The following is an 18,029-nucleotide window of genomic DNA, read 5'->3' on the forward strand; positions in this document are numbered from 1 at the left end:
GGGCGAGTTTATACCCCTTTTAGCATGGTACAGCGATCTCGCATAAACGTATCTACCCAGCTTCATTTATTTAGAGATTAGCTAAGTATTTATTGGTAAGACTAAAAAATAAACACGAATAGCTAATGGGCTAAATAAGGTAGCTGAAGTATACACAACTTCATTTGATCATGACAAAGGCCGCTTGTGCGGTATTACGATTAAATTGATGAAAAAAAAGCCAATTAAACACAATTTTTGGCAATGAGTAGGAAAAATAAGCATAAAGACGAAAATTGACATGAACTGCTTATTTTCCTCAAATTTTATTCTGATGGCTGAGGTAACATTTGGCATCAAAACATAGTCTATTCGCCAATAGTATCATTCTGTTTATCTTAGCTTTACCGTAATTTATTGATAATTAATAATTATGGTGCTGTTTTTTTAAGGGAGAGTATTGTTGAAATACAAATTGATCATCGGTGTATGCATCGTGATAACCTGTATTTTTTTATATCTTTTAGCCATGGATAGCCTTTGCGACCAAGGTGGTGAAAATTTTATATTTGGAATATGTCAAATAACTGACTTGTTACCGTTTTGATTTTATCCTTTAATACGCCATACTGTGCGTCTTGCGCATCTTTATCAGATAACATCAATATTTAATATGATAAAGGCTCAAGATAGGGCAGAGTATGTGTTTCAGTAGTGTTAATAATAAAATTCAAATAAACTTGTATGCTTAGCTCAATCAATAGAGATAACAAGCAAGTACATAGGATGATAAGGGTAAAGTTATGGCGCAAGAGCAGCAAACGCTAAAGCGTGGATTAAAGAATAGGCATATCCAATTGATTGCTTTGGGAGGTGCCGTTGGCACAGGGCTGTTTCTTGGAATAGCAACAACCATCAAAATGGCAGGCCCTTCGGTATTGTTAGGGTATGCATTATGTGGGGTTATTGCTTTTCTGATCATGCGCCAGTTAGGGGAAATGATCGTTCAAGAGCCTGTTGCAGGTTCATTTAGCCACTTCGCATTTAAGTATTGGGGAGGCTTTGCAGGCTTCCTCTCCGGATGGAATTATTGGTTTATGTTTATCCTCGTTGGGATGACGGAACTGACTGCCGCGGGGAAATATATGCAAGGGTGGTGGCCTGATTTACCGATTTGGGTTTCTGCCATCGTCTTTTTTATCGTTGTAAATGCGGTCAACTTTATTAATGTGCGCGCTTATGGTGAAACTGAGTTCTGGTTTGCCTTAATCAAGGTGGTTGCAATTGTTGCGATGATCCTCTTTGGTTGTTATTTACTGTTTAGTGGGCGAGGTGGTTCAGAATCTGGGCTGTCTAACCTATGGGAATATGGCGGCTTCTTTGCTAACGATTTTCTTGGTTTATTAATGGCTCTTGCTATTATTATGTTTTCATTTGGTGGCTTAGAGTTGGTCGGGATCACCGCCGCAGAAGCTGAAAAACCTGAACAAAGCATTCCTAAAGCGATTAACCAAGTTGTTTATCGTATCTTGATTTTCTATATAGGCTCGATATTAATTTTATTGCTGTTGTACCCATGGGTTAAATTAGATAACGATACAAGCCCATTCTATATCATCTTCCATAATTTAGGTGATGCTCTGGTCGCCAACGCATTAAATGTGGTTATGTTGATAGCGGCGCTGTCCGTTTATAACAGCGGCGTATACTGTACCAGCCGTATGCTATTTGGCCTTGCTCAACAAGATAATGCACCTAAGTTTCTGGCGAAAGTCAATAAAGGTGGTGTACCTATTATGGCATTAATTGTTTCAGGTATTGTGACTTCGGTAGGTATCTTGATCAATTTTGTGATGGAAGGGAAAGCCTTTGTATTTTTAATGTCATTAGTTGTGACAACGCTAGTCATTAACTGGATTATGATTTGTATTTCTAACTTAAAGTTTAGAGCGCAAATGAACAAGCAAGGTATTGAAACTAAGTTTAAAAGTATCTGGTATCCGTTCGGCAACTACTTGTGTCTCGCTTTCTTGGCATTGATCTTGATTGTGATTTTGATGATGGAGAGTTTGAGAATTTCTGTACTGATTATGCCATTATGGATAGGCGTCCTGTGGATTGGCTATCAATTCTCAGGTGCGAAAAAACAAGGAATGGCGAAAAAGAAGGCATCGACAGCTAATTAATTAGCACTCATATCAATTAGTGTAATTATTCAATACATTGATAGGAGACACTATGGATACACGGTTTGCTCAGTGCCACTGTGGCAGCGTTAAATTCAAAGTCACACTATCCGATGGATTGAATACCGCAAGAAGATGCAATTGCTCCTACTGTCGTATGAGGGGAGCAATTGCGGTCTCTGCTCCGTTATCAGGTATTGAAATTATCGAAGGCAAAGATAAATTGACGGAGTATCGTTTCAATACACGCCAAGCCGCCCACTTTTTCTGCTCAATGTGTGGCATTTATACCTTTCATCAACGACGTTCAAACCCTGAACAGTATGGGGTCAATGTGGCTTGCCTAGAGGGTGTTTCACCTTTTGATTTCGAGACAGTCAATGTGATGGATGGCGTAAATCACCCAAAAGATGGCGGTGGTGGCGTTATCGGGTATTTAACTTATCGGAAAGTTGCTGAATAACTTCATTTAAACAATAAAATAGCCAGTGACAGAGCGTTGTGACTGGCTATTTTTTTAGGTGCTTAATAAAAGGTTGGTATTACCATTGCCAACGTAACCAAGCAAAGAGCACGTTACCGTTGTTATATGTTCCAGGGATATAGGTTGCTTGCAGTGCTAATCTGTCATACTCCATAGAAACTAATGGAAGAGGAAGTGGCAGCGGGATGTAATAATAATCATCACGCGCGGTTACACTCAAGGTGAAGCCAGCCCCCATTTTAAAACCGTCTAGTTCCCCAGGGATCCACATTTTTTGATAAGCATAGCCCGCGATTGGCTCTACTTTATTATGAGAGTCCATGAATGCCATAGCATATAGTGCATGCCAGTCATTGTCTTCATCATAGCGATATTTACCTAGCCCAAATCCCCATGGGGTTTCGTTATAACTATCGGTTTTCTCTTTATCGTAAGTAAAGCGGTTATGCCATGTTAAAACGGGAACATAGATATCGTATTGATTTGAATCCCAAGTGGTACTGACATTTCGGGTAAATTTATCCCATAGCCCCTCAGACTCCTTATCAGTAGAAGGGGATGAAGCAAAGCAGAAGGAGGTCATCATTAAGGCTGATGCCCCTACAACTTGCTGCAATTTTTTGTTAACTCTCATGGTAAATCCGACTCAGGTTAATGCATGTTTTGGATATTGTAGATTGAGGTAGTGAGCCAAAAATATCACTGCTCACGAAATGATTGTGCTCATTAATTATTTTAGATTACCTAGGTGCGATATAACAGCATTAATTGATATTTACTAATATTGGCAATAGTCTTAATTATTTAGATACTAATGCGAGTATTATTCGGTTTTTCCTGAATAACAGGCGTCAGCAAGTGGTGGATAGGCTGGTTTGTAGCAAGGAAAAATGCGATACTCTATAAGTATTTTTGGCTCGGGGCGTCGATAAAGACTGAGAAGCACCCGTATTACCTGATCTGGATAATGCCAGCGTAGGGAAGTCGGAAGCGTCAATGATAAACCTTCCAATAAGACCGCTCCTTACGTTGTGCTTAGGAGTGAGATTTCATGAGAATCAATGCGTTAACCATCGCGGGAACAGACCCATCGGGTGGAGCGGGGATCCAAGCAGATTTAAAAACCTTTTCGGCTCTTGGTGCTTATGGCACGAGTGTCATGACGGCGTTGGTGGCGCAAAATACCCGTGGTGTTCAATCAGTTCATGAACTCCCTGAGACGTTCGTGGCAGCACAACTTGAATCCGTACTCAGTGACGTACGCATTGACAGTGCTAAAATTGGCATGCTGTTTAATCAGAAAGTGATTGCGGTCGTTGCTCAGGCTTTAGAGCAGTACAACATCCCTCATGTGATTTTAGATACGGTCATGATTGCCAAAAGTGGCGATCCTCTACTACAGCCTGATGCCGTTGATGCAATGAGACGAAAGCTGTTGCCATTGGTATCATTGATTACCCCGAATTTACCTGAAGCTGCCTCGCTATTAGGTGAACACACTGCCAAAACAGAATCTCAAATGTTAAGTCAAGGGCATCGATTACTGGATATGGGGTGCCAAGCTGTTTTGATGAAAGGGGGGCATCTTAGCGACAGTGAAAGCCCTGATTGGTTAATAACTTCAGAAGGTGAATGGCGTTTTACCTCACCAAGAGTGAATACTCGTCATACACACGGTACGGGATGTACATTGTCTGCTGCACTCGCTGCATTAAGGCCACGCTTTAAGGATTGGCAACAGACTGTTCCGGAAGCAAAAGCTTATTTACAAGCGGCGTTAGAGCAAGCAGATAGCTTAGAAGTGGGGTCGGGGATTGGGCCGGTTCACCATTTTCATGCATGGTGGTAATGAATAGATTGAAAATGCCCTCGTATGAGGGCATATGCGAGGCGAATTAAGCGATAGTCACGTCTTTACTGAGGTAAACATCCTGTACGGCATTGATCAATGCCACACCTTCTTGCATGGATTTCTTAAAGGCTTTACGGCCTAAGATGAGCCCCATGCCGCCTGCACGTTTATTGATAACCGCAGTGCGTACTGATTCGCTCAGATCATTTTGTCCAGAAGCGCCACCTGAGTTGATAAGACCTGCACGCCCCATATAACAGTTCGCTAATTGATAACGAACAAGGTCGATTGGGTTATCGGTTGTGAGTTTGGTATACACGCGCTCATCGGTGTGACCAAAGCCAATCGCTTTATAGCCGCCGTTATTTTCAGCCATTTTTTGTTTTACGATATCTGCACCGATAGTTGCCGCGATATGGTTTGCTTGCCCCGTTAAATCGGCACTTGCGTGGTAATCAACGCCATCTTTTTTAAATGCGGAATTGCGTAAATAAGCCCATAGAACGGTTACCATGCCGAGTTCATGTGCTCGTTCAAATGCCGCAGAAATCTCTTCAATTTGGCGACGAGACTCAGGAGAGCCGAAATAGATAGTCGCACCGACCGCAACGGCACCCATTTCAAACGCTTGTTCAACACTGGCATATAAGGTTTGGTCGTATTGAGTAGGGTAACTGAGGGTTTCGTTATGGTTCAGTTTGACTAAGAAAGGAATTTTATGCGCGTAGCGGCGCGAAACGGCAGCTAAGACACCATAGGTAGAGGCTACGCAGTTACAACCAGCCTCAATCGCTAATTCGACAATATTTTTAGGGTCAAAATAGAGCGGGTTGGCAGCAAATGAGGCAGCGGCTGAGTGTTCAACGCCTTGGTCAACGGGAAGAATAGACAGATAACCTGTGCCAGCTAAGCGACCATGGTTAAATAAAGTCTGCATTGAACGAAGTACACTATTGGGGCGGTTATTATCGATCATCACACGGTCAACAAAATCTGAGCCAGGCAGATAAAGGTTTTCACGAGGGATAGTTTGGCAACGATGGTCTAAAAGAGTTGAAGCTTCGGAACCTAACAGCTTAGCGATATCAGTCATGACTTCCTCCATTTAACAAAAGTCTAGGGGATGTTAATCATAAAATTTAAGATAACAAGCCACATTGAGGCGGTAACCGGCAGTGGATCGCTTCAGGTAGCAATTCAAAGGTGAAAGTTTCACCAGAAAGCGGCTCTCCGTCCAAATTAAATACCATTTCATGGGGCGATGAAATTTTTACCCAACGAGTTGTTTTTTCAATTAAATGCTGATTTTTATCATTGCTGAACAAATTGGTCAGTAGAGCGGGTATCACATCGCGAGCGGGTATGATGAGCAAATTCAATTTACCATCATCGATTAATGCATCGGGGGTTAATTGTTGTCCACCACCCGCCTGTATTCCATTACCGATAGCAACAACCAGAGTTTCGCCTTCCCAATGAAAATGTTCTGTTTCAATTCGACAGGTGTCGGTTTTCAGTGTGTCAGGGCGCAACAAGCCATTAATAACATAAGCTGCGCCACCCAGTGCTGACTTAAGAGCATCCGGCGTTTCTGTTGTGATCCGAGTGCCAAACCCCCCCGTGGCCATATTCATAAAAAAAGCATCATGATTGACTCTAGCAATATCTATCGCCACTGATTTGCCTTTTACTGCTAATGCTAAAGCAGCATGGATATCCATAGGGATGTTGGCGCCAGTAGCAAAATCATTAGCTGTACCTAGCGGTAAGATACCAATCGCGGGGCGTTGCTTTTCAGGTAAGCGCATTAACGCACTGGCTACAGCGTTAATTGTGCCATCGCCGCCACCGGCGATAATTGTTTCTGCACCTTCGCGGATTGCTTCATCAATAAAAGTAGGTAATTCACTGGTTTCCCATGGGATCCTCACCAAAATTGTATGACCTTCTTCACGTAGCTGGTAGATGGCTTTTCTTAGCTCAGGGTTGGCAGATTGTTTACCGTTGAGGATGATAAGTGCGCGATGAAGTTTATCGATAGCCATTTTGATCCTTGTAGTGATAACAACAGTGATCACAGTATAGACACAACGGAGGGATAAATGACAATAATTCAATAATCACATTGATAGATTAAATCATTCTATAGGGGAGATAAAAAAGAAATGGCTAGCTCAAGGGAGATTGAGCCAGCCAAGGAGGTGGTTCCTAGTCTTATTTTATGACTTTCTAGTTCTTCATTTTCGATTGTGACTATACGACATTGAATAGCTAATTGTTGTGATCTATTGCATAAAAATGGATATTAAATACATTTTTACGGTAAAACACTATTTATGAGAATGATTATCAATTGAAGTTGATGTTTTATACTGAGATAGTTTGAAACGGAAAAATAAAAAATGCTAGAAATTCAATCAATTAAATTAATGAATTCTAGCATTATAATCAATTAGCTTAATGCGTAACGAAATTAAGCCGTAGTTGATGATTCAGTTTGATGTGGTGAGCGAGTCGTTGTGCCTGATAGGTTACGTATTAGCAGGCCAAAATTTAGATCAACATCATCAGGAACAGGCAGATAAACAATATGACCGTTGCCCGGTGCCACGTCAATGGCTTCCCCTTTACGGTTATGGAGCGCATCAAGGGTAAACACAATGTTTCCAGCTGGAGTCATTAATTCTAAGCTATCACCTAGACTAAATTTATTTTTGACGTCAACTTCTGCGAGGCCGTTAACACGTTTACCCGTAAATTCACCCACAAATTGCTGAGTTTCAGAAACCGAATAGCCATATTCATAGGTTTGATAGGCATCATGGGTGTGACGGCGTAAAAAGCCTTCGGTATAGCCACGGTGAGCTAAGCCTTCTAAGGTCGAAAGGAGAGTTGGGTCGAATGGCTTACCGGCAACCGCATCATCAATTGCACGGCGATAGACTTGTGCTGTACGTGCACAGTAATAGAATGATTTTGTGCGTCCTTCAATTTTTAAGGAGTGCACACCCATTTTAGTCAAGTTTTCAACGTGTTCTATCGCGCGTAAATCTTTGGAGTTCATGATATAAGTGCCATGTTCGTCTTCAAAGGCGGTCATATACTCACCCGGACGTTTAGCCTCTTCGATCATAAACACTTTATCGGTCGGGGCACCTTCACCTAAAGTTGGCGCTATGTTTTTGACAGGGATAGGCTCATGCATATGCACGATATTTCCCACATCATCTTCTTTGCCTTCTTCAACTTTATATTCCCAGCGGCAGGCGTTGGTGCAAGTACCTTGGTTTGGGTCGCGTTTATTGATATAACCTGACAGTAGGCAACGGCCAGAGTAGGCCATACACAGTGCACCGTGAACGAATACCTCTAATTCAATATCAGGCACCTGTTTACGAATTTCAGCGATTTCTTCAAGTGAAAGCTCACGTGATAAAATGACGCGAGTCAGACCCATTTGCTTCCAAAATTTTACCGATGCCCAGTTAACTGCGTTTGCTTGTACGGATAAATGAATATCCATGTCAGGGAAGGCTTCACGAACCATCATAATCAAACCAGGGTCTGACATGATCAACGCATCTGGCCCCATTTCAATGACAGGGGTTAGGTCGCGAATAAAGGTTTTTAGCTTGGCATTATGCGGTGCGATGTTAACAACGACATAGAACTTTTTGCCAAGTTCGTGGGCTTCTTGGATCCCTTTAGCAAGGTTTTCGTGGTTAAATTCGTTGTTACGCACGCGAAGGCTATAACGAGGTTGCCCTGCATAAACGGCATCTGCGCCATAAGCAAAAGCATAACGCATGTTCTTTAATGAACCTGCGGGCGATAATAATTCTGGTGTAAACATGTTGCTTCTCAGTCTGATATCAAGTCAGTACTTACCCTAGGGCGGATAAGCATTTTAAAGGGAGCTGATTTTAACTCTATTTTTCAGGAAATCAAAATATTCCCTACAAATAGTAAGTATAACTGACTTGCCTCAATGTCTAGGATTACACCTCATCCCAGCGATAACCTAAACCATAAATAGAGCGAATAAATGTTTTCTCGTTATCGAGTAATTCGAGTTTACGCCGTAAGTTTTTAACATGGCTATCAATTGTTCTATCGGTGACGATGCGGTGATCGTCATACAGAATATCTAATAGCTGGTCACGGGAAAAGACGGTGCCAGCGTTGTCCGACATAAACTTGAGTAAACGGAACTCGGCGGGAGTTAACTCAAGCAGTTGTTCGCCATAGCGGACTTGAAACGCATTTTCATCGATAATGAGCTGGGGTCTGCTTTTATCCGGAGAAGCCGCGCGTTGGCAACGCCGTAAAATAGTCTTCACCCTTGCGACTACTTCGCGAGGACTAAAGGGTTTACAGATATAGTCATCGGCACCAATTTCTAACCCTAACAGGCGGTCAATTTCTTCCGTTTTAGCCGTCACCATAATGATCGGTATCTCGCAAAATTTGCGCAGTTCACGGCAGATTGTTAGCCCGTCCATCCCCGGTAGCATCAAATCAAGGAGGATAATGTCGGGTTGTTGCTGACGCACATAGTCAATGACTTCATCACCACGCTGCAATATTGAAGGCTGATAACCTGCCGCCTGAAGGTAATCATAAAGCAGTTGCCCAAGTTTTGGCTCATCCTCAACAACTAATACGTTGGCACTTGAAGGCTCTAACACTGTCACTGTTCACTTTCCTTTTGATTGAGCGGTAAGTGGATAGCAATACACACGCCGCCTAAAGGGGAAGGGCTAGCGTGTATGCTTCCCTTATGCGCTTCAATGATATTATAGCAAATCGCTAACCCTAAGCCAGAGCCTCCGCTAGCGCGGTTACGAGACCCTTCGGCTCGGTAGAAACGCTCAAATAGGTGGCTACACTGCTGGATAGTTAACCCCGGTGCACTGTCTTCCCAATAAATAGAAAATTGATTCTCTTCAACCAAGGCTCGAATGACTATTTCACCTTGCGGGTCGGTATAACGTAGGCTATTTTCCATCAAATTGTAAAATAGCTGCGTGATTCGGTCTGGGTCAATATTGATGATCTGCTGCTCAGGTAAATTTAGCGTAACTGAAAGCTGTTTTTCTTCGAGCCGCCAGCGTGATTGCCCAACGGTCATATTAATTAAAGGCACAATATCAGCAGATTGGATGCGATACACCAACGAGCCTCTATCCGATAGGGAAAGTTGATGTAGGTCGTTGACTAATTTGATTAATGTGTGTGTCTCTGCCAGTAATGAATTGATGGTCTCAGGTGTCGCTTGGCGAACGCCATCCTGAACGGCTTCGAGTTCACCTTGCAGAACGGATAGGGGGGTGCGCAGTTCATGAGAAATATCTGCCATATAGTCTCGGCGCATATGCTCATTTTTTTCCAGCGTTGATGCGAGGTGATTAAAGTCTTTTGCTAGCTGACCGAGTTCATCGTGACCGACTTCAGGAACGCGGGTTGAAAAGTCGCCATTGGCAAGTTGGTTCGTCCCATCTAACAGCCGTTTGATGGGTCTTAAAAAACCACGAGCTAAGAAAAATGTAGCAATCAAGGCAACGATTAATGATAAGCCAGCAATAAACCAACTGGTGAGCATCTGTTGATCATCAAAACGGCGGTCAATTTCATTGCTAATCCCATCTCCACTACTTGCAATGACCCAACCTACCGTTTTGCCATTAGATGAGATGACGGGTTGTCGGATAACATCATCCGGTAAAGGAACATCGCGGCCTAATATTCGGCGGTCTTGGCTATCATAAACCCAAAAATATGAGCGCCACCCCTTTGGTTTAGTCGGCGGTAGGGTGCGCTGGTGGTGTTCAATGCTGCGTAAAATATGAAAGAAAGCACGTTCATTACGGATCAAGAAGCGCCAACTCCCCGTTTCATCGTATTGCTCAGCAAGAGCGTCAGCGATCAGCTCAGCACGCTGTTGGTCATTTTCTTTAATATAGTCGGTAAAACCATGCTGGAAGCTTAAACGTACTCCTTGGTGCATGATCACAACAAGGAGTATGCATGTCGCAAAGATAGCCAAAAATAATCGAGTACTGACGCTATTAAATCTGAGTTTCATTATATATAAGCCCTTATTCGTTTAGAGCTACCGCTTTTTTGGTATAGCGCTGTCTGAGTTGATCGAAACATAAATAGACGACCGGTGTTGTGAATAAGGTGAGTAGTTGACTCATCACTAAGCCACCAACAATAGTGATACCTAATGGTTGGCGTAACTCCGCGCCATCACCACTGCCTAAAGCAAGTGGTAGGGCACCAAAAATTGCTGCCAGCGTTGTCATTAAAATGGGCCTAAAGCGCAGTAAGCTCGCACGCAAAATCGCCTCACGTGCGGTTAAACCATGCTGACGTTGTGCTTGGATAGCAAAATCCACCATGATAATGGCATTTTTCTTCACAATACCAATCAGCAGCATAATGCCGATTAGAGCAATTAAACTAAATGGGGTATCAAATAACTCTAAGGCGAGGAGAGCGCCGACCCCCGCCGAAGGTAGTGTGGATAAAATGGTCAGTGGATGAATATAGCTTTCATACAAAATGCCTAAAACAAGGTAGACAGTGACAATGGCCGCTAAAATTAAAAACAATTGTGATTTTAAGGTATCTTGGAATATCTGAGCCGTACCCGCAAAAGTGCCTCGTATTGTTGATGGCACACCAAGTGTGGTCATGGTTTTTTCGATAGCTGAAATGGCGTCATTGAGGGTATAACCTTCAGCGATGTTAAATGCGATAGTGGATGATGCCGATAACCCTTGGTGGTTAACACTCAAAGGGGCATTGGCGGGCTGCCAACGAGCAAAATAAGATAATGGAATAGCGTCTCCATGACTATTGATAACAAACATTTTGTCGAGAGAACTGACATCCTGAGTATATTCAGGCGCCACTTCCATCACCACCTTGTATTGGTTCATGGGCTCATAGATGGTGGATATTTGACGTTGTCCGAAGGCATTATTCAACAGGTCATTGGCGGCTCGCACATCAATACCAAGTTGGGCCATTAAATCCCTATCATAGGTAATGGCCATCTCAGCGCCTTTATCTTCTTTATCTGAGTTTACATCAGTCACTTGCGGGAGTTCGGCAATGGCTTTACGTACCGCAGGCTCCCATTCACGTAACGCATTGAGTTCATCGGCAAGTAATGAAAACTGATAACTGGAATGCGCTTGACGGCCACCAACACGGATATCTTGCACGGGCATCATAAATAAATTAGCTCCCGGCTCTTTAGCTAACTTAGCTCGAAGTCGGTTGATTACCGCGTTGGCACTCTCTTTACGTTCATCAATCGGTTTCAATGAGATAAACATGGAGCCGCTGTTTACACGGCTTCCGCCAGTAAAACCTGTCACGCTATCCACGGCAGGATCGGCATTCACTTGCTGCATAAAGCGCGTCATTTTCTCTTTCATTGCTTGGAATGAAATGCTTTGGTCGGCACGAACAAAGCCAAGTAAACGGCCTGTATCTTGTTCAGGGAAAAATGTTTTTGGGATAGCGATATACAAATAAATGTTCAATCCGATAGTGGCGAACAAGATAGCGAGTACACTGCGTTTATGAGACAGTACCCAATTTAATGTCGCACCGTAACCGTTTTGTATACGGTGTAAGTAGCCGCCGATAACACTGGTTTTTTCAGCCTGTTTGCCTTTGTGTCGTTTAAGCAAATGGGCGCACATCATGGGGGTGAGGGTCAGCGAAACGACCAGCGAGATGCCAATTGCCGTGGCGAGGGTAATCGCAAACTCACGAAATAGCCGGCCAACTAACCCCTCCATTAATAATAAAGGAATAAAAACGGCTACGAGGGAGATGCTCATTGAAACAACCGTAAAACCGACTTCACTCACCCCTCTGACCGCAGCAATAAAGGGTTTACAGCCATTTTCGATATGACGTGAAATGTTTTCGAGTACCACAATCGCATCATCGACAACAAAGCCTGTTGCGACGGTCAATGCCATTAATGACAAGTTATTTAAACTGAAACCGCAAAGATACATGGCAGTAAAGGTGCCAATGAGAGATACAGGAACCGCAATTGCAGGGATCAGGGTGGCGCGACCAGAGCGCAGAAATAACAACACAACTAATATGACTAACGCAATAGCGATCATCAATGCGCGCTCGACTTCAACGAGTGAAGCGCGGATCGTCGGCGTTCTGTCTTGCGCTACTTTTAGGTCAATCGCGGCAGGGATCATTTCTTGGAAGTCAGGAAGCTCTGCGCGAATGCGATTTACGGTTTCAATGATATTAGCTCCCGCTTCGCGACGGATGACAATCAAAATAGCGGGCTCACCACCTGACATCCCTGCTGCACGTACGTCTTGAACCGAATCTTTCACATTCGCCACATCACTGAGTTTGACGGCATTGCCCTCTTTGTAGTGGACGATGATAGGTTGATAGTCCACTGCTTTTTTTAGCTCATCATTGGTTTGTACCTGCCAGCGGCTGTCATCGTTGTTAATGTAGCCTTGAGGTTGGCGCACGTTGGCGCTACTGATTGCGGAGCGCACCTTATCTAAGGAGACGCCTTGATTAAATAGAGCCGTTGGATTGAGCTCAACACGTACCGCGGGCAGGGAGCCACCACCAACGGAGACTTCACTGACCCCTTCAATTTGCGCTATACGCTGTGATAAACGGGTTGATGCAATATCATAAATCTCACCTGTACTCATCGTCTTAGAGGTTAAGGTTAAGATCATAATAGGGGCGTCGGAAGGGTTCGATTTATAGTATCGAGGCTTGCTTGGCATTCCGCTCGGTAACAAGGTTTGTGCCGCATTTATCGCGGCTTGTACTTCACGGGCAGCGTTGTTAATGTCTTTATCAAGATTAAATTCGAGGGTAATGGTGGTACGACCAAGCGAACTGCTGGAGGTCATTTCACTGATACCCGCAATACTTCCCAATGAACGCTCTAACGGCGTTGCGATAGACGATGCCATGGTTTCCGGGGATGCCCCAGGAAGTGACGCTGTCACGTTTATTACGGGGTAGTCAACTTGTGGCAGTGGTGCAACGGGCAAAAAAATGAAGCTCAGTGCACCACATAGCGAGATTGCAACGCTAATCAGTGTGGTTGCAACAGGGCGACTAATGAATAAGGCAAAGAAACGCTTCATTATGACACCTGTTGTTTGCGACTTTGGCGGCGTGCTTTTAAGTTATTTGAAAGGCTATCAAATAACAGATAAATCACCGGTGTCGTAAATAGGGTTAAGATCTGACTCATAATCAGCCCTCCCACCATACAGATCCCAAGTGGTTGACGAAGCTCTGCACCTACGCCGCTACTGAGCATCAGCGGTAATGCGCCGAGCAGAGCCGCCATGGTGGTCATCAATATTGGGCGGAATCGTAATAAACAGGCTTGGTAAATAGCATCTTTAGGAGACATGCCTTGCTCACGTTCGGCGGCAAGTGCAAAGTCAATCATCATGATTGCGTTCTTTTTAACTATCCCGATTAACAAAATAATACCAATAACAGCAATCACATCTAATTCGCTGCCAGCCATCATCAGAGCTAATAATGCCCCTACGCCAGCAGTAGGGAGTGTTGAGAGGATAGTAATAGGATGAATAAAGCTTTCATATAAAATCCCAAGAACGATATACATGGCGATGATTGCGGCGGCAATTAACCAAACCGTACTACTCAGTGCGGCTTCAAACGCTAAAGTAGCGCCTTGGAACTGAGTCGTAATGGATTTTGGCATATTAATTTGCGCTTCTGCATTTTTCACCGCATTAACCGCAGACTCAAGAGACGCATCGTCAGCAAGATTAAACGAGAAGGTCGCTGCTGGGAACTGATCCAAATGGTTAATCGCAAGCGGCCCATAGCCTTCCTGAATATTGACTAACGTGCTTAATGGCACAATGGCGCCATCGGTGCCTTTGAGACGAATATCATTCAGGGCGTTAATACCATCGCGAGTTTGCGTATCATGCTCAATAATAACGCGGTACTGATTCGATTGGGTATAAATGGTCGAGATCATGCGTTGACCGAACGCATTGTATAGGGCGTTATCAATTGCAGCCATCGTGATACCAAAACGACTCGCCGTATCTCTATCAACATTAACGTAGGCGACAAGTCCTTTATCCTGCCAATCACTGCTGACATCCACTAACTCGGGCTGTTGTTTTAATTGGCTCAATAGCTTAGGCACCCAAAGAGAAAGTTCATCTAGCGAGCCTGCTTGCAGCGTAAATTGATATTGGGTGCGAGCCAATTGGGTATCAATCGTGAGATCTTGCATCGGTTGCAAATACAAATTGACCCCAGAAACGCTATCAGCTAAACGTTGCAAGCGTGGAATAATCGTATTGACGCGATCTGGACGTTCATCTAAAGGCTTCAAGGTAATTTGAATGCGCCCATTATTGAGAGTCGGATTGGTTCCATCTATCCCAACATAAGTGGTGATATTTTCTACCGCAGGATCAGACAGTAATTTTTCAGCCACTTCCTGCTGTTTCTGTGACATAGCCACAAAGGAGATGGATTGGCGGCTTTCAATAGTGCCTTGAATGATCCCGTTATCTTGTAATGGAAAGAAACCTTTCGGGATCCACATATACAGTAATACGGTTAAAACCAGCGTGCCGATAGCAACGGAAAGTGTTAGCCAGCGGTGATTTAATATCCGCTTTAACCAAATGGCATATCCTGCAATCATGCGGTCAAAAAAGCGCTCGCAGGCGATTTCAAAGCGGTTATGTTTATGCTCTGATTCAGGTTTTAACAAGCGAGCACACATCATTGGTGTGAGTGTCAAGGACACTACCGCCGAGATCAGAATGGCAACGGCAAGGGTGATGGCAAATTCCCTAAACAACCGACCAACAATATCGCCCATAAACAGTAATGGGATCAGTACTGCCACCAAAGAAAATGTTAATGAAATAATGGTAAAGCCAATTTCTCCCGCGCCTTTTAAAGCGGCGACGACAGGCTTGTCACCTTGTTCAAGGTAGCGCGAAATATTTTCAATAACCACGATGGCATCATCGACCACAAACCCTGTGGCGATAGTGAGAGCCATCAAAGTGAGGTTATTGACAGAGAAACCACAGAAATACATGACGGCAAAGGTGCCGACAAGGGAAAGAGGAACGGCAATACCGGGAATGAGTGTCGCGATACCGTTGCGTAGGAACAGGTAGATCACCATGACAACCAGTGCAATCGCAAGCATTAATTCAAACTGCACATCGCTAACGGAGGCACGGATTGTGCTGGTTCTATCCGTTAAAATTTTCACATCCACCGATTTAGGCAGTGTTTCAATTAGCTCAGGAAGCAGGTTGCGAATGGTATCAGTGGTTTCGATAACGTTAGCGCCAGGTTGGCGTTGTACATTAATAACAATAGCCTGTTGTGCATTTGCCCACGCGCCTAGATAGGCGTTTTCCGCCCCTTGCTCAATAGTGGCGATATCACCTAAACGGACGGGAGCACCGTTTTGAAAGGCCACAATTAAGCGGCGATAGTCCTCTAAGGATTTCATTTGGTCATTTGCAGAGAGGGTTACCGCGCGTGTTGGGCCATCAAAACTGCCTTTTGCTGAGTTGACGTTAGCATTGTTTATCGCGGCTCGGATCGTCTCGCTGTCTAATCCTTTTGCTGCCATCGCTTGTGGGTTTAAGTTCACTCGCACTGCTGGGCGTTGTCCACCCGCAAGGGTGACAAGCCCCACACCATTGACCTGTGATATTTTTTGCGCAATACGGTTCTCAATCATGTCTTGAACTTGTGTCAAAGGCATGGCGTCAGAAGTGACGGCGAGAGTGAGTACCGGTGGATCCGCTGGGTTGACCTTATTGTAAATAGGCGGATAAGGTAAATCTGAAGGCAGTAAACTTGAAGCTGAATTAATGGCGGCCTGAACTTCCTGTTCTGCAACCTCCAAGGGGAGTGTTAGCTGGAACATCAAGGTGATCACAGATGCGCCCCCTGAACTTTGGGAAGACATTTGTTTTAGCCCAGACATCTGCCCAAACTGGGTTTCTAGCGGTGCGGTTACCGCGGATGTCATGACTTCAGGACTCGCCCCCGGATAGAGGGTGACCACTTGGATCGTTGGATAATCGACTTCCGGCAAAGCCGATACAGGTAGGAAACGATAGCCAATGATCCCTGCAAGCAGAATGGCTACCATAAATAAGGTGGTAGCGACTGGACGTAAAATAAATAAGCGGGAAGGGCCGCCACCTTTTTGGATCCCGGGTTGCATCAGGCTTTCTCCGCTGTATTTTTATTTTTTTGTGGTTTTGCGGATTTAGAAGCCGTTTCGGTGTTAACTACTTCCACGCTGGTGCCATCTGTTAAACGGTCGACACCGTCAGTAATCACTTTTGTATTTGCAGTTAGCCCACTTTCAATCACCACCTGCTGGCTATCTTGCATACCTACCGTCACAACATGTTTACTCACACGATTATCATCGTTCAGTACCCAAACATAATGACCTTCGTTACCCATCTGCAATGCCGCAGTAGGGATAACGACGGCATTTTGCAAGGTTTCGATCTGCATTTTGATATTCACAAATTGATTTGGAAATAAAGTTTGTAGCTCGTTCGTAAAACGTGCTTTCATTTTTAGTGTGCCAGTGGCAGGGTCTATCTGATTATCTATACTTAACAAATAGCCTTCGCTGATCATCGCGATATTATTTCTATCCCAAGCTTCCACTTTTACCGGTTGATTTGAGGATTGAGCTTTTTGTACGGCAGGAATGTCTCCCTCGGGAAGGGCAAAAAGCACATCAGCAGGTTGAGTCTGTGTGATAACCACGATTGGGGTTGCTGTGCCCGCAGAAATAAAATTACCGACGTCGACCTGTTTTAAACCAACACGGCCTGAAATAGGGGCTGTGATTTTACTGTAGGTTAATTGTAGCTTCGCATTATCAACGGCGGCTTGATCGACCTTAATACTGCCTTCTGCCTGTAAAACGAGCGCTTTTTGGTTATCTAGCTCTTGCTGTGAAATCACTTTTGTTCCCGCAAGCTTTTGATAACGATTTAAGTCTAATCGAGCATTTGCCAACGTCGCTTTATCTTTAGCCAGTTGGCCTTCTGCCTGAGCTAATTGGACTTCAAAAGGGCGAGGGTCGATTTCAGCAAGCAAATCGCCCGCTTTTACCTGTTGCCCTTCGGTAAAATGCAAAGACATCAATTGCCCTTCAACACGGCTCGTGACCGTGACAACATTGGCAGCTTGTACTGTGCCGAGACCAGTTAAATAGCGAGGAACCACTTTTTCTTGCGCATTAGCGTATTGAACGGGGGCAAGCATACGGTGTGGCGCACTATTTGATCGTGTAGGACGAGCACTGTTTTGTGCTGTATCAGATGGCGTATTTTGAGAATAAAAATACCAACCGGCACCTGCAGCGACAATGATGGCAACGAAAATGGCTGAACGGGTTAGAGTGGTACGGCGTTTTTGTTTATTCATT

General features: G+C 44.2%; 13 protein-coding genes and 1 riboswitch. Of the genes, 4 read left to right on the plus strand and 9 right to left on the minus strand.

The annotated features are described in order from the left end of the window. Positions 1–475: 475 nt before the first annotated feature. The 3 genes from mgrB (at position 476) to PR709_RS01605 (ending at position 2,628) form a co-directional block, all read left to right on the plus strand. Positions 476–586, plus strand: coding sequence for a PhoP/PhoQ regulator MgrB (gene mgrB, locus PR709_RS01595; RefSeq protein ID WP_376738365.1), 111 nt, complete (start codon positions 476–478; stop codon positions 584–586). Positions 587–782: 196 nt separating this feature from the next. Beyond that, positions 783–2,165: an amino acid permease gene (locus tag PR709_RS01600; RefSeq protein WP_004920703.1), complete on the plus strand. Its 1,383-nt coding sequence runs from the start codon at positions 783–785 to the stop codon at positions 2,163–2,165. A gap of 52 nt (positions 2,166–2,217) precedes the next feature. Beyond that, positions 2,218–2,628 carry a GFA family protein gene (locus PR709_RS01605; RefSeq protein ID WP_036940567.1) on the plus strand — a complete coding sequence of 137 codons (411 nt, stop codon included), beginning with the start codon at positions 2,218–2,220 and terminating at the stop codon, positions 2,626–2,628. 79 nt (positions 2,629–2,707) lie between these two features. Here PR709_RS01605 and pagP read toward each other — a convergent pair whose 3' ends face one another. Continuing rightward, the gene (gene pagP, locus PR709_RS01610) at positions 2,708–3,283 is read right to left on the minus strand and encodes a lipid IV(A) palmitoyltransferase PagP (protein WP_004920699.1); all 576 of its coding nucleotides are present in this window, start codon (positions 3,281–3,283) and stop codon (positions 2,708–2,710) included. 274 nt (positions 3,284–3,557) lie between these two features. Further along, a riboswitch (TPP riboswitch) is annotated at positions 3,558–3,648 on the plus strand. 52 nt (positions 3,649–3,700) lie between these two features. Here pagP and thiD point away from each other — a divergent pair. Further along, complete coding sequence (thiD, locus tag PR709_RS01615; RefSeq protein ID WP_004920698.1) at positions 3,701–4,498, plus strand: bifunctional hydroxymethylpyrimidine kinase/phosphomethylpyrimidine kinase; 798 nt, start codon at positions 3,701–3,703, stop codon at positions 4,496–4,498. A 46-nt stretch (positions 4,499–4,544) separates the two neighbouring features. On the opposite strand, the gene fbaB is transcribed toward thiD, so the two are convergent. From fbaB to PR709_RS01655, 8 genes are all read right to left on the minus strand, one after another. After that, a complete protein-coding gene (fbaB, locus tag PR709_RS01620; RefSeq protein WP_036940565.1) occupies positions 4,545–5,594 on the minus strand; it encodes a class I fructose-bisphosphate aldolase in 1,050 nt (349 codons plus the stop codon). 46 nt (positions 5,595–5,640) lie between these two features. After that, on the minus strand, positions 5,641–6,546 hold the full coding sequence (gene yegS / locus PR709_RS01625; protein WP_004920694.1) for a lipid kinase YegS: 906 nt from the start codon (positions 6,544–6,546) through the stop codon (positions 5,641–5,643). Between the two features lie 428 nt (positions 6,547–6,974). Then, positions 6,975–8,354: a prephenate-dependent tRNA uridine(34) hydroxylase TrhP gene (trhP, locus tag PR709_RS01630; RefSeq protein ID WP_004920692.1), complete on the minus strand. Its 1,380-nt coding sequence runs from the start codon at positions 8,352–8,354 to the stop codon at positions 6,975–6,977. A gap of 145 nt (positions 8,355–8,499) precedes the next feature. Then, a complete protein-coding gene (gene baeR, locus PR709_RS01635) occupies positions 8,500–9,195 on the minus strand; it encodes a two-component system response regulator BaeR (protein WP_004920688.1) in 696 nt (231 codons plus the stop codon). Next, positions 9,192–10,586 (minus strand): two-component system sensor histidine kinase BaeS, encoded by a 1,395-nt coding sequence (gene baeS, locus PR709_RS01640; RefSeq protein WP_004920685.1) that lies wholly within the window; start codon positions 10,584–10,586, stop codon positions 9,192–9,194. Before baeS ends, baeR begins: the two co-directional genes overlap by 4 nt. A gap of 13 nt (positions 10,587–10,599) precedes the next feature. After that, entirely contained in the window at positions 10,600–13,677 is a 3,078-nt protein-coding gene (gene mdtC, locus PR709_RS01645) for a multidrug efflux RND transporter permease subunit MdtC (protein ID WP_004920683.1), read from the minus strand. After that, positions 13,677–16,799 carry an MdtB/MuxB family multidrug efflux RND transporter permease subunit gene (locus tag PR709_RS01650; RefSeq protein ID WP_004920682.1) on the minus strand — a complete coding sequence of 1,041 codons (3,123 nt, stop codon included), beginning with the start codon at positions 16,797–16,799 and terminating at the stop codon, positions 13,677–13,679. The genes mdtC and PR709_RS01650 overlap by 1 nt, the downstream gene beginning before the upstream one ends. Next, positions 16,799–18,028, minus strand: coding sequence for an MdtA/MuxA family multidrug efflux RND transporter periplasmic adaptor subunit (locus tag PR709_RS01655; RefSeq protein WP_004920679.1), 1,230 nt, complete (start codon positions 18,026–18,028; stop codon positions 16,799–16,801). Before PR709_RS01655 ends, PR709_RS01650 begins: the two co-directional genes overlap by 1 nt. Position 18,029: the final 1 nt, after the last annotated feature.

Origin of the sequence: Providencia sp. PROV267 (assembly GCF_028477825.1) — a bacterium.
In the GTDB taxonomy this organism is placed as follows: domain Bacteria; phylum Pseudomonadota; class Gammaproteobacteria; order Enterobacterales; family Enterobacteriaceae; genus Providencia; species Providencia stuartii.

What these genes read in the sequence shown, in the direction of transcription:
- PR709_RS01600 (WP_004920703.1), top strand. Translation starts at nt 783, where the DNA reads ATGGCGCAAGAGCAGCAAACGCTAAAGCGTGGATTAAAGAATAGGCAT.
- PR709_RS01605 (WP_036940567.1), top strand. Translation starts at nt 2,218, where the DNA reads ATGGATACACGGTTTGCTCAGTGCCACTGTGGCAGCGTTAAATTCAAA.
- pagP (WP_004920699.1), bottom strand. Translation starts at nt 3,283, where the DNA reads ATGAGAGTTAACAAAAAATTGCAGCAAGTTGTAGGGGCATCAGCCTTA.
- thiD (WP_004920698.1), top strand. Translation starts at nt 3,701, where the DNA reads ATGAGAATCAATGCGTTAACCATCGCGGGAACAGACCCATCGGGTGGA.
- fbaB (WP_036940565.1), bottom strand. Translation starts at nt 5,594, where the DNA reads ATGACTGATATCGCTAAGCTGTTAGGTTCCGAAGCTTCAACTCTTTTA.
- yegS (WP_004920694.1), bottom strand. Translation starts at nt 6,546, where the DNA reads ATGGCTATCGATAAACTTCATCGCGCACTTATCATCCTCAACGGTAAA.
- trhP (WP_004920692.1), bottom strand. Translation starts at nt 8,354, where the DNA reads ATGTTTACACCAGAATTATTATCGCCCGCAGGTTCATTAAAGAACATG.
- baeS (WP_004920685.1), bottom strand. Translation starts at nt 10,586, where the DNA reads ATGAAACTCAGATTTAATAGCGTCAGTACTCGATTATTTTTGGCTATC.
- mdtC (WP_004920683.1), bottom strand. Translation starts at nt 13,677, where the DNA reads ATGAAGCGTTTCTTTGCCTTATTCATTAGTCGCCCTGTTGCAACCACA.
- PR709_RS01650 (WP_004920682.1), bottom strand. Translation starts at nt 16,799, where the DNA reads ATGCAACCCGGGATCCAAAAAGGTGGCGGCCCTTCCCGCTTATTTATT.
- PR709_RS01655 (WP_004920679.1), bottom strand. Translation starts at nt 18,028, where the DNA reads ATGAATAAACAAAAACGCCGTACCACTCTAACCCGTTCAGCCATTTTC.